Raw genomic sequence first — 15,058 nt, 5'->3', positions numbered from 1 at the left:
CGCGAGCCGTTGCGCCGCATCGAGATTCCGCTGCGCTTCGGAGAGCCGGGTGCGCGCGGTGGCGTCGATGCCGCCGCGGCGCGTGGTGACGAACTCGCCCGCGGCACGCACCCTGACGTCCGCGTCGGTGAGCGCCTGGTCGAGGCGGCGGCGCAGATCCTCGGCGGCGAGCTTGCGATCGGTGGCGGCGGCGATGGCCCGATCCAGATCACCGTCGGCGGCCACCGCATCGTGAAAGGCGTCGAGCGGATCGGCGTCGGCCTTGGCGGACGCCTCGTCGAGCGCCTGCCGCGCCGAGGCGGTGGCGGCGGCCAGCTCCGGCCCGCCGAACGCGGCGAGTTCGGTGGCGCCTGCGATGTCCTTGCGCAGTTCGTCGAGCACCGCGGGCAGACCGTCGCGAGCCCGCGCGATGTCGGTCGCCGCGTTGTCGACCGCGTCGAGCAGCGTGCGCGCCTGGCCGATGGCCGCCTCGGCGGCCCGGATCGCGCCGACGGCGCCGCCCTGCTTGCCGACCGGCAGCGCAATGGCCTCGCGTCCCGCGTCGATGTTTTGTTCGGCGAAGGCCATTCGCTCGCGCGCCATCGCCGTGTTGTCCCGGATCGGGGCGAGCGCGCTCGCCGGATGCGTGGCGGTAAGCCTGGTCAGCTCCGCCTCCGAGGCGGGCACCCGGCCGGTGAGATCGACCAGGTCCCTGGTCAGCGCGTCCAACCGGCTCGGCGCGTCGATCAAAAGGTCGCGCATCGCGTCGAATTCGGCTACCCGCCCGTCGAGTTCGCGATCCGCGCGGCCCACCGCGCCGATCAGCTCGATCAGCAGACGGCGCTGCTCGTCGGCGGTCTCGGGAAGGCCGTCGTCGAGCCGCTGGCGAATGGCGAACGCCTTGGCGGCCGCGGCCTTCGCGTCGTTCAGCGCGGTGGTGAACGGCATCGCGGCCGTCGCACCGAATTCGCCGACGGCCAGCTCCAATTCCTCGCCGCTGGTGCGCACCGCGTTGTCGATCTCGACGAGCACCTCACGGGAACGCGCGTGCAGCGCCTCAAGCGGAAGCGCGGCGAGGGCGGCGCTGTCGCCAGGCTCGACGCGCCGCGCGGCGTCCAGCGCGGCCCGCTGCCGATCGCCGCGGCGTTTGCGCGTGTACAGCAGCAGCGCGCCGACCGCCACCGCGACGACGATGGCCAGGATCAGCAGCGTGCGGAAGCTCACCCCGCCCGCGCTCATCGCCGAGTTCAGGCCGTCGGCGGTCGCGATGCCCGCGGTGGCCCAGTCGCCGTCGCGCAGCGCGGGCTCGACCTCGCGGGTCAGCAGCTCTTCCAGTTCGCTGTCGCTGACTCCGTCCGGCAGCTCGCCGTAGAACCAGTAGTCGCGCGAACCGGTGGCGACCGCGAGCAGCAGATCGCGGGTGCCGAAACCCGATGCGGCGGCGGTGCGTTCGGCCCACGCCTCGGGACCGAGCCCGTCGAAATCGCGCACGTAGGAGATCCACAGCCGGAGCTTCCGGTCGTCGTAGAGACGGTCCAGCGCGGCCTGCACGCTGTCCCGCTGCTCGCGGTTCAACGCGCCCGCGCTGTCGACGACATAGGTGTCCATCCGGCTCGGTGGCTCCGCCGCGGCGGTCGGCGCGCCGAGCAGCGCCGTGACCAGCAGCAGGAGACAGGCCACCACCGGGGCGGTCCGGCGGGCGCGACATTTCGGCTGCGACGGCATCCCACGAATCTATCCCCGGTTCCGGCCGAATCAGTGGATAGCATCGAGGCGTGATCACGATCGACCGCCCCTACACCGGCCACGTGTCCGCGGGATCGAACCCGCAGCAGCGCGATATCGACGGCGCGCGCATCGTCAAGATGTCCGTCGGCGCGATGGACAACAACGTCTACCTCGTGCAGTGCGCGGCCACCGGTGCCGCGTTGCTCATCGACGCCGCCAACGAACCCGGCCGCATCCTCGAGCTCATCGAGCAGGAAGCGCCGGGCAAGGTCCGCCTGATCGTCACCACCCACCAGCACCCCGACCACTGGTGGGCGCTGAAGGAGGTCGCCGCCGAGCTCGGCGTCCCCACGGCGGCCCACCGCCTCGACGCCGACCTGCTGCCCGTCACCCCCGACCGCCTTCTCGCCGACGGCGACACCGTCGAGATCGGCGACCTCACCCTCACCGTTATCCACCTCAGCGGCCACACCCCTGGCTCGATCGCCCTCGCCCTCCCCGAAGAACCCGGCCGCATCCACCTCTTCACCGGCGACAGCCTCTTCCCCGGCGGCGTCGGAAAGACCCACAGCCCTGAAGATTTCATTTCCCTCTACACCGACGTCACCACCAAGCTCTTCGATCGCTACGACGACGACACCGTCGTCTACCCGGGCCACGGCGACGACACCACCCTCGGCGCGGAGCGCCCGCACCTGGGGGAGTGGCGCGAACGCGGCTGGTGACAGCCGAACTGAAACATGTTCTAATTTTTGGGTGACGGATGCCATTGCCGGAACCTGCGATCCCGCCTTCCGTGAGGTGCGGGAGGTGTTCGCGGCGAGCTTCGCCGACGGGCAGAACCGGGGCGCGGCGATAGCGGTGTTCGCGAGCGGACGGCCGGTGGTCGATCTGTGGGGCGGCGTGGCCGACGAGCGCAGCGGGCGGCCATGGCTCGCGGACACGCCGTGCGTCGCGTTCTCCTGCACCAAGGCGGTCACCGCTACCGCCGCGCTGCTGGTCATGGAGCGCGAGGGGACCAGGCCGGAGCAGCCGGTGCGCCGCTGGTGGCCGGAATTCGCCGCGCACGGCAAGCACTCGGTCACCGTCGAAGACCTGCTGACCCACCGCGCGGGCCTGCCCGCATTCGACCGGCCGCTGACCAAGCTGGACGCGGCCGACCCCGCAGCCATGGCGGCCGAGCTCGCCGGGCAGGCACCGGTCTGGGAGCCCGGCGCCGCACACGGCTACCACGCGCTCACCTTCGGCTGGCTGGTCGGCGAGCTGGTGCGCAGACGCACCGGCCGCACCGTCCCGGAATTCGTCAGGGAGCATTTCGGTGCGGAACTTTGGGCGGGTGAGGGCGAGATCTCCCGCGCGGCCCGGCTCGGTTTCCCGCCCGCCGATCAAATGACTTGGCGGACAGACGATCTGCCGGAGGACTCCGCGGTGCGACGGCTCGTCGACTCTTATCGGGATCCCGACTCCCTGCTGATGCGCGGGTCGACGAATCCCGCAGGCTCCTATAACGATCCGGCTGTTCTCGCGGGCGGCTGGCCCGCGTCCGGCCTGGTCACCACGCCGCGCGCGCTGGCCCGTTTCTACCGCGACCTGATCCGCGGCGACCTGCTTCGCCCGGAGACGCTGCGCGACGCGGTGCGTGAACGGGTGCGCGGCCCGGACGAAGTCCTTTCCCTGGAAAGCGCTTTCGCCCTCGGTTATATGCGCCCCTCGATGAACTTCCTGCTCCCGAAGCCCGCCCGCGCGACGGCGTTCGGTCATCCCGGCGCGGGCGGCTCGGTCGGTCTCGGCGACCTGGAACACGATCTCGCGCTGGCGTTCATCCCGAACCTGCGCCGCGACGGCCTCGCGGGCGACCGCCGCGCCTACGACCTCGTCGCCGCGGTCTACGCGGCGCTCTAGCGCGGCGGCGGCCGGGCGGTCACAATGCCGCCATGTCCGCCGCACAGCCACGCCTGTCGGTCGATGCTCCGATCATCAACCGGCTCGTCCCGCGTCTCACCGATCTGATGAGCGAATTGCTCGACGCCGGGATCGCCGCGATCCCGGAGGCCGAAGGGTTGCCCGCTGGGCATTTCACCGACGAGGTGATTCCCGCGATCGTCGCGGGCGCCGCGCTGTTCCTGGAGGCGCTCGACGAAGGGCGGGCGTGCACTCCCGAGGAAGTCGCCGAGCTCATGATTCCGGTTGTCCAGCGGCACGCCGAAGACCGAATTCCGTTGCGGGTCTTGATCTTGGCGCTGTTCGGATCCGTGCGACGTCTGTGGGCGGAGGCCGGGGCGCTCGCCGAGCCGGACGACCTGCCGGACCTGTTGGCCTTCTCCGACCTGCTGCTCGACCTGCTGACCAATGTGACCGTGTCGATCACCGAGACGCACAGCGATGTGGAGCAGTCCATCTACGGCAGCGAACGGGAGGCCCGCAGGCTGCTGTGCGCCGCGTTGTTGCGCGGCGCCGAGACGGCCGAACTGGCCGCCCGCGCCGACATCACGCTGGCCGATCGCTACGACATACTCGCTATCCAGGTCGTCCCGTTCAACCAGGCGGGTCCGATGGTCGACGCCGTGGTGGCCCGCCGCCGAATCCGGTTGGTACAACAGGCGCTCGACGCGCTCGCCGGAACCACCGCGCTGAACACTTTCGACGGCACGACCGGCATCGCGCTGCTCCCGTCGGCCGCGGACCCGGTGGCTCCGTACGCGGAGCTGGCCGCGGCGCTGGCAACCCGGCTCGGCGACGCCGTCGTCGTGATCGACGCCGGATCGGTGCCACGCAGCGAGCTGGCGGCCGCAGCGAGCGAGGCCGCCGAACTCAACGATCTCGCCAGGGCCCTCGGTCTCCCGACGGGCACCTACGTGCTCGACGACCTGATGCTGGAATACCAGCTGACCCGTCCGGGACGGTCGCGAGATCGGCTGGCGCAATGCATCGTTCCGCTCGAACCGTATCCGCACCTGCTCGAGGCGCTCGACGCGCACATCAGGCACGGTTCCGATCGCAAGGCGGCGGCGGCCGAAGTGCATCTGCACCCCAACAGCTTCAGTTATCGCCTGCGCCGCATCGCCGAGCTCACCGGCTTCGATCCCGCCGACCCCGGCGAATCCCGGCTGCTGTCCGCGGCATTGATGGTTTACCGGCTCCACCCACCCGCCGCGAGCGCGAACACCGACTCGAGTTGACGGCGGTTCGTTCCGCGTGACGAATACGGCGGGCCGTATTCTCGTATCAATGCAGTGACACCGACTCAGACGGTTGCCGATACTTGTGACACGCTCACAACGTAGGAGAAGGGCCGCCACCATGAACTCGGTCGACGTGGACCGTTCCGCCCAACGCCCCCAACCCAATCCGCTGCGAACCGAATTTCCGGGCGGCAGTCGCCGCTCCCGGCTCCTCGACGCGGTGATCCGGTACTCCGTGCGCCCCCTCATCGCGCTCTGGTCGCGCTATCCCGATCTGCCGTGGCCGTACGACGCGGTCGACCATCTCGGGCGAGCGCTGCGCACCTCGCCGGGACTGGTCAGGCAGCGTATCGCCCTGCCGCACTGCACAGCCGAACTCACCACCCCGCGCGTCGTCGACGAATCTCGCTTCGTGCTCTATCTGCACGGCGGCGCATTCCTCATCGGGAACCGGGCCCTGCACCACCAGATGATCGGCCGCTTCGCCGACCTGCTCTCGGCGCGCATCCTCGCGCCCGGATATCGCAAGCTGCCCAAATACGGCGTTGCCGAAGCGGTTGCGGATTGCGTCGATGGATACCGCCACGCGCTGGAGATGGGCGTCGCACCGGAGAACATCACGTTGATGGGCGATTCCGCGGGAGGCTACCTGGTTTTCACGACCGCGCTGGAGATTCGCGATCAGGGACTGCCGATGCCCGCCGCGATCGTCGCCATGGCCCCGCTCACCGACTGGGATCACACCGCGAAGCTCGCGGCGCCCACCGGCGGCGTCTGTGCGGTCTTCCCGGTCCGAGCGGTGCCGATGTTCGGCATACTCGCCGAGCGCAATTGCGGGACAACGCCTTTGGTCTCGCCCGCGCACGCCGATCTGGCGGGTCTGCCGCCCACCTTGATTCAGGTCAGTTCCAGCGAATTCGTCTATCCCGATGCCGAACTCATGGCCGCCCGCCTCGCCGAGCACGGCGTGCCGTGCGAACTGCACGTCTGGCCGGGACAGGTGCACGTGTTCCAGGCGGCGGCCTCGATCGTGCCGGAGGCCGCCCGAGCCGTCGCTGAGATCGGCGGGTTCCTCGATCGCACGCTGTGGCAGCGCGCCGAACGCCGGAGCGCCTGACTCCGAATACCTGATCATTCCACCGTTTTCGACAGTCAGGAGCGCCCACCCGGATGACCGAACCGAAAAGCGAATTGCTCGCCGAGCTGGCCGAGCCGCGCGAAATCATCGACCAGCTCACCGACGAGGAGGCGACAACCCTGCTGACCCTGCTGCGCCGCGCCGAACAACAGCAGCGGCACAGCCTCGACGCCGCCATCGACGCGGGCTTCGGCGTGCTGCCCCGGCTCGTCCGCATCCCGGCCCGCAAGATCCTGTTCGGAAGGTAGGCGAGACGATGACCGATCTGCTGACGCGAGGCCAGCTGGACATGCTGGCCCAGACGCTGAACGTCGACCCCGCCCGACTGGCCGGACTGACCCGCCTCGGCGCGCAGAATCTGCGCGAATTGCGGGAGCGCATCTCCGACCGGCTCTTCGACGCGCACGCCGCCACCTTCGCCAGGGTGAGCAAGCTCGCACCGCTGGTGCCCAACGCGCTGGCCGCCAAGGTTGCGCTGCAAGCGGTGCCCGCCGAGGTCGGCGGCCGGGCCGGGGGAGCGCTGGGTCTGGACCACCCCGACCGAGCGGCGGGGATGCTCGGCGAGCTCACCCCGGAATACCTGGCCGACGCCGCGCCCTATCTGGATCCGCGGGTCATTCCGGTGCTCGCCCCTCGGGTGCCCGCTGAGGTGCTGGTGCCCACCGCCAACGAGCTGCTGCGCAGGCGCGATTACGTCACGGCGGCGGGGTTCCTCGAGCACGCCACCGACGAGCTGGTCCGCGGCTTCGAGCGAGGTATCACCGACGACGAGGGGCTGCTGCGCACCGCCGCTCTGACACCGTCGGCGGATCGGCTGAACGATGTCGTCCGGGTGCTGCCCCCGGCGCGCCGCGGCGCCGTCGTTCGCGCCGCCTCGGCGGGCTCGGACGAGACGTTGATCGCCGGGATCTCGGTGCTGTCCCGGCTGGAGCCGGAACTGCGCCGCGCACTCGGCGGCGAGTTCCTCGACGATCTCGACGACGCGGGGCTGGACCGGTTGCTCGAGGTGGCCACCCGTGACGAAGCGGTGGGCGAGCTGCTCACCGTGTTGTCCGAGGTGGACGGACGCCACTTGCGCTCGATAGCCGACCGGTTGAGCAAGGGCGACGGCGCCGTGGTCGGCGCGCTGCTCGACCAGGCGGCCACGCCCGCGGCGCGGCGAACGCTGCACGCCATCGGCGAGCTGCTCGAGCCGGTCGACCGGGCTGATCTCATCGATCTCGTCGATCGGACGAAATGAGGACGTGGACCGGATGTTCATCGACGGCCTTGACTCTGCTCGTCGGTGAGAGCGGATTGGCCGGGGCGGCAGCGCGATTCGCGACGGCCGAGCCGAGCGGATTCATTTCCCGGCGGACGCGGCAACGCCGAGCGCGGGCCGCGGGGCGGATTCCTCCGCGTACCGATGCGGCCACACCCGCGCACACGTCCGCCTGGAGTCGCGGTGACCTGGCAGACTTGGTGGAGTGATTTCGGCACCTCAGCGCAGCACGCCGGCCTCGGCGCACGAATCCGGCCTCGCGCGCGGGGCCGGAGCCGGGGTGCTGCGCTGGGCCAGGCGGATCCTGGTCGGCGCGGTGCTGATGGGCCTGGTGTTGGTCGGCGGCACCGCTTTTCGGGTCTGGCAGGTCGCGCGGATCGACGACTACACCACGGCCGACGCGATCGTGGTGCTCGGCGCCGCACAGTATTCGGGCACGCCGTCCTCGGTGTTCGAGGCTCGTCTCGACCAGGCGTATCAGCTGCTCGAGGCGGGCGTCGCGCCGCGGGTGATCACCGTCGGCGGTAAGCAGGAGGGCGATCTCTACACCGAGGCCGCCTCCGGCAAAAACTACCTCCAGCAGCGCGGCGTACCCGCCGACCGCATCCTGGCCGTCGAGACCGGCTCGGACACGCTGCGCAGCGTCGAGGCCGTCGCACTGGCCATGAAGGCGCGCGACATGTCCTCCGCCGTGCTGGTCAGCGACCCGTGGCATTCGCTGCGCACCCGAACCATGGCGCGCGATGCCGGGCTGCACGCGTGGACCGCGCCCACCCGCACCGGCCCCGCCGTCTACACCCGCGAATCCCAGGCACACGGCATCGCCAGGGAAACCTTCGCGCTGCTGTGGTACCAGCTGACGCACTTCTCCGCCGATTTCTCCTACACCGCGGGCCAGTGACCCGATGGACAGCTACACCGACCACGACCGGGAACGGCTGGCCGCCGAGAGCGCGAAGACCGCGGGCCTCGCCCCGCCACGCAGCGAGTTCGAGAACGGCCACCGCACCGAGTTCGCCCGCGACCGCGCCCGCGTCCTGCATTCCGCGGCGCTGCGAAGGCTCGCGGACAAGACACAGGTGATGGGTCCTCGCGACGGCGATACCCCGCGCACCAGGCTCACCCACTCGCTGGAGGTCGCGCAGATCGGCCGCAGCATCGCCGACGGCCTGCGCTGCGACCCCGACCTGGTCGATCTGGCTGGGCTCGCGCACGACATCGGCCACCCGCCCTACGGCCACAACGGCGAGACGGCACTCGACCAATTCGCCGACGCGCACGGCGGATTCGAGGGCAACGCGCAGAACCTGCGCATCCTCACCCGTCTCGAACCCAAGGTGCTCACCCCCGACGGCGCGAGCGCCGGGCTCAACCTGACCCGCGCCGCCCTCGACGCGGCGATCAAATACCCGTGGGGCAGAACGGGATCCGGCACCAAGTTCGGCGCCTACGACATCGACCTCGACCGGCTGGCGTGGATACGCAAAGGCGCGCCGGACCGCAGGCGCAGCCTGGAATGCCAGATCATGGACTGGTCCGACGACGTCGCCTACTCGGTGCACGACGTCGAGGACGGCATCATCGCGGGCCGCATCGATCTGCGCGCCCTCGCCGACCCCTCCGAACAGCGCGAGCTCGCCAGAATGGGCCACGCCCAGCACGGCAGTCTCACCACCGACGAACTGATCGAGGCCGCCCAGCGCCTGTCGGAACTGCCGGTGGTCGCCGCGGTCTTCCGCTACGACGGCACCCTCACCGCCTCCGTCGCCCTGAAACGCCTCACCAGCGAGCTGGTCGGCCGCTTCGCCACGGCCGCGATCATGGCCACCCGCACCGTCGCGGGCGGCAGACCGCTGTCCCGCTACGCCGCCGACCTCGAGGTCCCGCCGGTCGCCGCCGCCGAAGTGGCCATGCTCAAGACCGTCGCCCTGCGCTACGTCATGTCCGACCCGGACCACCGCCGCCGCCAGGCCGCCCAACGCGAACGCCTCCTCGCCGTAGCCGCCCGCCTGCACGCCGAAGCCCCCCGCCACCTCGACCCCCAACTCCTCCCGTGGTGGCACGCCGCCACCACCCCCACCGCCGAGATCCGCGTCATCGTCGACCAGATCGCCTCCTACACCGAAAGCCGCCTCGAACGCCTCGCCGACTATTTCGGCTGTTGACGTAATCATCACGTCATTGCGTCGTCACGTCCCTTGTTCGCGCACGGGTTCGGCAACAGGTCGATGTTCGGTCTGGTCGACCTCCGAGGCGCGTCGTCCCGGAGAACCGATGCCCCTGCCTCGGTAGCGCCCGGACTGGCTAGACTCGTCGGGTGGCCGGACGACTCCCTGATCGCGATATCGCGGCAATACGCGAACGCGTCCGGATCGAAGACGTGGTGGGGGAGTACGTCGCGCTGAAGCGGGCGGGGGCGGACTCCATGAAGGGGTTGTGCCCGTTCCACGACGAGAAGTCGCCGTCGTTCCATGTGCGGCCGAACCACGGCCTATTCCACTGCTTCGGGTGCGGCGAGGGCGGGGACGTCTACAAGTTCCTGCAGAAGATAGAGCACATCGGCTTCGTCGAGGCCGTCGAGCAGATGGCCGACCGGATCGGCTACCAGATCAACTACGAGGGCGGCGGCACTTCGGTGCAGCGCGATCGCGGCACCCGCGCCCGCCTGGTCGCAGCCAACGCCGCCGCGCACGAGTTCTACATGGCCCGGCTGCGCGAGCCGGAGGCCGAGGCGGCGCGCAAGTTCCTCACCGACCGCAACTTCGACGGCAACGCGGCCCTCCAGTTCGGCTGCGGCTACGCGCCGGACGGCTGGGACGCGCTCACCAAATACCTGCTTCGCAAGGGCTTCGACTTCAAGGAGCTGGAGGCCGCCGGCCTGTCCAGGCAGGGCAAACGCGGCCCCATCGACCGGTTCCACCGTCGTCTGCTGTGGCCGATCCGCAATCTCGGCGGCGAGGTCATCGGGTTCGGCGCCCGCAAGCTCTTCGACGACGACACCATGCCAGGCAAGTACGTGAACACGCCGGAGACGTTGCTGTACAAGAAGTCCCAGGTGCTGTTCGGCCTCGACCACGCCAAGCGCGAGATCGCCAAGGGCCGTCAGGCCGTCGTGGTCGAGGGCTACACCGACGTGATGGCCATGCACCTCGCCGGCGTGAAAACCGCCGTCGCCTCCTGCGGCACCGCCTTCGGTGACGAGCACATGGCGATCCTGCGCCGCCTGCTGATGGACGACAACTTCTGGCGCGGCGAGATCATCTACACCTTCGACGGCGACGCGGCGGGTCAGGCGGCGGCGCTGAAGGCCTTCGCGGGCGATCAGAAGCTGGCGGGCCAGACCTACATCGCCGTCGCGCCCGACGGTCAGGATCCGTGCGAGCTGCGCCAGCGCTCCGGCGACGGCGCGGTCCGCGACCTGATCGCGCGGCGAACCCCCCTGTACGAGTTCGTGATTCGCGGCCTTCTCGCCGAACACAACCTGGACACGGTCGAAGGTCAGGTCGAGGCGCTGCGCCGCGCGGTCCCGGTGGTCGCGCAGATCAAGGACAACGCCACCCGCAAGGCCTACGCCACCCGCCTCGCCGGCTGGGTCGGCTGGGACGACATCCAGACCGTAGTGCGCCGCGTCGGTGAGGAAGCCAAGCGTGCCCGCCTCGGCGGCCCCCGCCGCGCCGAAGCGCCCGCGCCGACCACGAAGGCCGCCGATCAGCCCGCAGCCCGACCCAACCCGAACGATCCGGTGCTGCTGCCACAACGCCAAAGTCTCTGCGCCGCTTTGCAATACCCGGCCATCGCGGGAACGGTGTTCGACGCGCTGGAGACCGAGGCATTCACCCACCCCGCCTATGTCGCGGTCCGCACCATGGTCGCCGACGCGGGCGGCGCGTCCGCCGGACTGAGCGGCGCGGAATGGGTCAACGCCGTCGCCGACGCCACCGACGATCTCACCCTGCGCGCCCTGGTCTCCGAACTCGCCAACGAGCCGCTGCCGGTGAAGTCCGTCGACGACATCCCGCGCTTCATCACCGGCGTGCTCGCCCGCGCCCAGGAGGCGTGGGTCGGCCGTCAGATCGCGACGCTGAAATCCAAGCTGCAACGGCTGTCGGCCACCGAACAGACCGACGCCTACATGGCGCTGTTCGGCGACCTCGTCGCGCTGGAGCAGTACCGGAAGAGCCTGGAGGCGCAAGCGATGGGCAACTCCGACGATTTCGCTCCGGCCTGATCGCGCGTCCGCTGCGGACTAGGACGTTCCCGAGTCCGCGCGGCGGCCGATCGACAACCGCGGCACTCGGCTGAACTCGAACCACGGCGCCGGAGTCGAAGAACGGGCTCTGAACTCGCAACGATCGCGTTGGATTCGAAATGATGGCGCTGGACCCGAAACGGCGGCGCGGGACCCGAAAAGGCCGCCGACCCTATCGAAGTCGCGGTCGGCGGCCTCTGTTCGCTCTATGCGCGTCGCTCAGCGGCGCAGCTGATCCTGCGGCACCAGCACGGTGGTGCGCTCGTCCAACGGCACCATCGGCTCCAGCTTCGGGCGGGTGCTCAACCTGTCGGACAGCTTCTGCCGTCCCGCCTTCACCAGGGTGCGGGTCACCGGACTCGAGGTGACCGCGCGCGTCGCCGCGCTGATCTGTTCGTAGCGAGCCCGCCCGGCCTTACTGCCGAGCACGTAACCGGCCGCGACGCCGATGATCAACCGCAGCATTCCTCGAGCTCCTCCCAATCGCCTGTGCGCGCTACTATCCTGCCCGACGCCCGGTCCGCCTGTCGATCCGGCACCGAGTTACCACTGGGACACCAGGTACCCCACCAACCCCACGGGCACCCCCGCATCACCCCAGGTAGGGGCGCGATTTGGGAACCCGCCCAGCAATACGCTAAAGTTTCTCCTCGGCCCGCCCAGTACGGGAGAGCCACCCAGGATAGTCCCCTATAGCTCAATTGGCAGAGCAGCCGACTGTTAATCGGCAGGTTTCTGGTTCGAGTCCAGATGGGGGAGCAGTGACCAGGGCGAACTTATCAGTTCGACCCTGGTTTTTCTGGTTTTCGGGGTCGAAGACACGAAACGGCACGCTCTCATCCCGCGCGGCGGCCGAGTCCCACGGTGCGGTCGGTTGTTTCGGGTGGGCGTCGTGGCGAGGGCAGTGCCATCGCGAGTTCTCCCCGGCGGGCAGCCCGCCACCACCGCTCTCCGGAGTCGATGGCGCGGCGGAGCTTACGCACAGTGGGTACCTGTGTGAGCAGGTGTAGCTGATATCGCCACGGCGCTTGCAGCCCGTGCCGAACCGCCATCGCATAGGCGAACTGCACGGCGCCGCGGTCCAGATACCGGTCGGCGTGTTCGAACCAGACCATGCTGGCACGGGCGGCGGCCTGTATCGGGCGCAGCGCTGCGCGGCGCTGCGCGTCGTAGTTCTCCAGCGCGGCGGCGACCTCGGCATGCTCGTACAGGTTCTGTGCGAGCACGACGGCGTCGACGATTGCCAACCGGGTGCCCGAACCGATGGTGAAGTGCGTCGTGTGCGCCGCATCGCCGAGCAGCACCACGTTGTCGTGATACCAGGTCTTGTTGGTTATCTCGGGAAAGCGGCTCCACCTTGCGAATTCGCCTCGTGTCTTGCTGATCAACGAGTGACCGTCGAGAAGGCGCGCGAATGTGTTCTCCAGGGCACGTAAGTTCTCCGTGTTGTCCAGGGAATCGAATCCGAGTCCGTGCCAAGTCTGCGGTTGGCATTCGACGATGCAGGTGCTGATCTTTTCGGCAACCGACGGATAGGCATGGAACCAGATCCAACCGGCCGAGGTGAGTTCGAAGGCGAAGGTGAATCGGGTGAAAACCTTGTCCGTCCCGAGCCAGATGTATCGATTCTCGCCGAGAGTGACGGACGTGCCGAAGCGATCGTTACTCAGCTGCCGTACCCGGCTGTTCGCACCGTCGGAGGCGACGATCAGATCGGCGTCGTCGAAGCCGGACAGATCGTGGACCTCTCGCCCGTGCTGGACATCGACCCCCAGGTCGCTCGCCCGTCGGGAAAGTACATCGAGCAATGCGGCGCGCCCCATGCTGAACCCGTAGCCCCCGAAATGCGCGGTCTGGTTGTCGCGCACATGGATTGCCTGTTCGCGCCATACGACCGACCCGGCACGCACCTCTTGGGCGCTGTCGGGGTCGTTCCTGTACAGAATGTCGAGCAGGTCGTCCCAGTACACGACGCCCCAGCCATAGGTGGATCCGAGGGGATCGCGGTCGATCACCGTGATGTCATGGGCCGGGTCGCGCCGCTTCATCGAAATAGCGAAGTACAACCCGGCCGGCCCACCACCGATACAGACAATCTTCATCTGGTCACCAGCTCCAGCCCGGTTGGTCGAACTGGCTTCACGTGATCGGGTATTCGATAGAACCGAGCCCGGCACGCTGTGCGTGTCCGGGCTCGGTCATTGGCGCTAGAAGCTGCCCCAGCCGCCCCAGCCCCAGCCGCCCCAGCCGGGATTCCATCCCCAGCCGCCCCAGCCACCCCAGCCGCCCCAGCCCCAGCCGCCGCCGTGACCCCAACCGCCGCGACCCCATCCCCAGCCGCCGCCCCCCCAACCCCAGCCGCCGCCGCCCCAACCGCCGCCGCCACCCCAGCCGGGGCTGTCGACGAATTGGGATGCGGGCGTGGGTGTTGCTTGCGCGGTAGGCGCTTGGGCCGCGGCTGCGGCAACCGGAATCGCAGCGACTGCGGCTACGCCGGCGGCGGCCGCCAATCGGGCGAACTTCGTGCGTGAATTCTTTCTCTCGGTCATGATAGGGCTCCAAAAATGCTGTCCCGACCTGCTGGAATCCTACGCTTTTTCGCCGGGCTCCATAAGTCGCCGCAGTAACTGATTTATAGTTCCCGCCACTTTTCCCACCGGTGCCCAATCCGAGGGTGCCCGCGCCCAGTGAAGCCGCGTGCCTATGCCGAGCCTGAGCGTGTTGGGCGGCGGCGCACCGTCGCCGCCGAAAATGTCGCGCCGAGCCCGATGGCGACTCGGCTCGCGCGGCAGTCCGGGGTACCTCGGCGCGTAACTCGCGAACATCGCGGCTGATATTCTCGATTCGTGGTCGAGATTTCGCTGACACCGCAGGTACCCGCTCGTCCGGCGCCGGTGCAGCGCCGCGGGATCGAGCGTGTGAAGGCGATTCTCGATGCCGCCGAGGTGCTGCTCGGCGAGCAGGGTTACGAGGCAGCGACCCTCGGTGCGATCGGTGAGCGGGCAGGAATTCCGACCGCGTCCATCTACCACTATTTCCCCGACCGGTATCGGGTCGACGCCGAACTCTTGCAGCGCTATATCCGCGAGGTCGAGAAGTCGACCACAACGGCGCTGAATCAGGTCGAGGCGCTCACTCTGCGCGAGGCCTGCGACCTCGTCATCGACGCGTATATCGCCTGCTTCCGTCGGCGCCCTGGCATGGCCGCTCTGTGGTTCGCCGCGGGACGCAGCCCGATGCTCGTCGAAATTGCGCGCGCCTATGACGAATCGGCGGCGGAGCGGTTCTGGCGCTTCCTCACCAGGCGCGACCTCATCGGCGCCGATACGCCCCAATTGGTCGTTCAGCTCGCCGTCGAGGCCGGTGACCGGCTCCTCGATGTCGCGTTCCGACGCTCCGCGACCGGCGACGATGCCACGATCGACGAAGCGCGACGCCTCGTAACCGCCTACCTGGAGACATACGCGCCGCCCGCTCGACGGAGGGCCGGGAAGAAGTAGCGTGCGCTGGAGCGAGGCGAA

The 15,058-nt window shown here is 69.2% G+C and carries 14 protein-coding genes and 1 tRNA gene; 11 read left to right on the top strand and 4 right to left on the bottom strand.

Annotated elements, in window-relative coordinates:
• The coding region (locus NX1_RS11540) for a TPM domain-containing protein (RefSeq protein ID WP_068057532.1) at positions 1 to 1,704 on the bottom strand (1,704 nt) is incomplete at its 3' end.
• 50 nt (positions 1,705 to 1,754) lie between these two features.
• Here NX1_RS11540 and NX1_RS11535 point away from each other — a divergent pair.
• The 9 genes from NX1_RS11535 (at position 1,755) to dnaG (ending at position 11,516) form a co-directional block, all read left to right on the top strand.
• Positions 1,755 to 2,432, top strand: a complete 678-nt coding sequence (locus tag NX1_RS11535; protein ID WP_068057530.1) for an MBL fold metallo-hydrolase — start codon at positions 1,755 to 1,757, stop codon at positions 2,430 to 2,432.
• A 31-nt stretch (positions 2,433 to 2,463) separates the two neighbouring features.
• Positions 2,464 to 3,609, top strand: a complete 1,146-nt coding sequence (locus tag NX1_RS11530; RefSeq protein ID WP_068057527.1) for a serine hydrolase domain-containing protein — start codon at positions 2,464 to 2,466, stop codon at positions 3,607 to 3,609.
• Between the two features lie 32 nt (positions 3,610 to 3,641).
• On the top strand, positions 3,642 to 4,886 hold the full coding sequence (locus tag NX1_RS11525) for a PucR family transcriptional regulator (RefSeq protein WP_068057526.1): 1,245 nt from the start codon (positions 3,642 to 3,644) through the stop codon (positions 4,884 to 4,886).
• Between the two features lie 121 nt (positions 4,887 to 5,007).
• Entirely contained in the window at positions 5,008 to 6,006 is a 999-nt protein-coding gene (locus NX1_RS11520) for an alpha/beta hydrolase (RefSeq protein WP_068057525.1), read from the top strand.
• Positions 6,007 to 6,059: 53 nt separating this feature from the next.
• Entirely contained in the window at positions 6,060 to 6,275 is a 216-nt protein-coding gene (locus tag NX1_RS11515; protein ID WP_068057523.1) for a hypothetical protein, read from the top strand.
• An 8-nt stretch (positions 6,276 to 6,283) separates the two neighbouring features.
• Positions 6,284 to 7,267: a hypothetical protein gene (locus tag NX1_RS11510; protein ID WP_068057521.1), complete on the top strand. Its 984-nt coding sequence runs from the start codon at positions 6,284 to 6,286 to the stop codon at positions 7,265 to 7,267.
• 343 nt (positions 7,268 to 7,610) lie between these two features.
• Complete coding sequence (locus NX1_RS11505) at positions 7,611 to 8,189, top strand: YdcF family protein (protein WP_157119681.1); 579 nt, start codon at positions 7,611 to 7,613, stop codon at positions 8,187 to 8,189.
• 4 nt (positions 8,190 to 8,193) lie between these two features.
• Positions 8,194 to 9,453, top strand: a complete 1,260-nt coding sequence (locus tag NX1_RS11500) for a deoxyguanosinetriphosphate triphosphohydrolase (RefSeq protein ID WP_068057519.1) — start codon at positions 8,194 to 8,196, stop codon at positions 9,451 to 9,453.
• A gap of 152 nt (positions 9,454 to 9,605) precedes the next feature.
• Positions 9,606 to 11,516 (top strand): DNA primase, encoded by a 1,911-nt coding sequence (dnaG, locus tag NX1_RS11495; RefSeq protein ID WP_068057517.1) that lies wholly within the window; start codon positions 9,606 to 9,608, stop codon positions 11,514 to 11,516.
• 240 nt (positions 11,517 to 11,756) lie between these two features.
• Here the strand turns inward: dnaG and NX1_RS11490 are convergent, their stop codons facing one another.
• Positions 11,757 to 12,002, bottom strand: a complete 246-nt coding sequence (locus NX1_RS11490; protein WP_068057515.1) for a hypothetical protein — start codon at positions 12,000 to 12,002, stop codon at positions 11,757 to 11,759.
• 221 nt (positions 12,003 to 12,223) lie between these two features.
• Between NX1_RS11490 and NX1_RS11485 the strand changes: the two genes are divergently transcribed.
• Positions 12,224 to 12,296 (top strand) — tRNA-Asn (locus NX1_RS11485).
• 77 nt (positions 12,297 to 12,373) lie between these two features.
• Here NX1_RS11485 and NX1_RS11480 read toward each other — a convergent pair.
• Positions 12,374 to 13,639, bottom strand: a complete 1,266-nt coding sequence (locus NX1_RS11480; RefSeq protein WP_068057513.1) for an FAD-dependent monooxygenase — start codon at positions 13,637 to 13,639, stop codon at positions 12,374 to 12,376.
• Between the two features lie 105 nt (positions 13,640 to 13,744).
• Positions 13,745 to 14,086, bottom strand: coding sequence for a hypothetical protein (locus NX1_RS37260; RefSeq protein WP_176580383.1), 342 nt, complete (start codon positions 14,084 to 14,086; stop codon positions 13,745 to 13,747).
• A 297-nt stretch (positions 14,087 to 14,383) separates the two neighbouring features.
• Between NX1_RS37260 and NX1_RS11470 the strand changes: the two genes are divergently transcribed.
• Positions 14,384 to 15,037 carry a TetR/AcrR family transcriptional regulator gene (locus NX1_RS11470; RefSeq protein ID WP_084501336.1) on the top strand — a complete coding sequence of 218 codons (654 nt, stop codon included), beginning with the start codon at positions 14,384 to 14,386 and terminating at the stop codon, positions 15,035 to 15,037.
• Positions 15,038 to 15,058 lie beyond the last annotated feature (21 nt).

The sequence above is a fragment of the Nocardia xishanensis NBRC 101358 genome (assembly GCF_001613365.1).
GTDB classification, from domain to species: domain Bacteria; phylum Actinomycetota; class Actinomycetes; order Mycobacteriales; family Mycobacteriaceae; genus Nocardia; species Nocardia xishanensis.
Note: the sequence above shows the minus strand (reverse complement) of the source record. Positions and strands in the feature narration are given on the sequence as shown.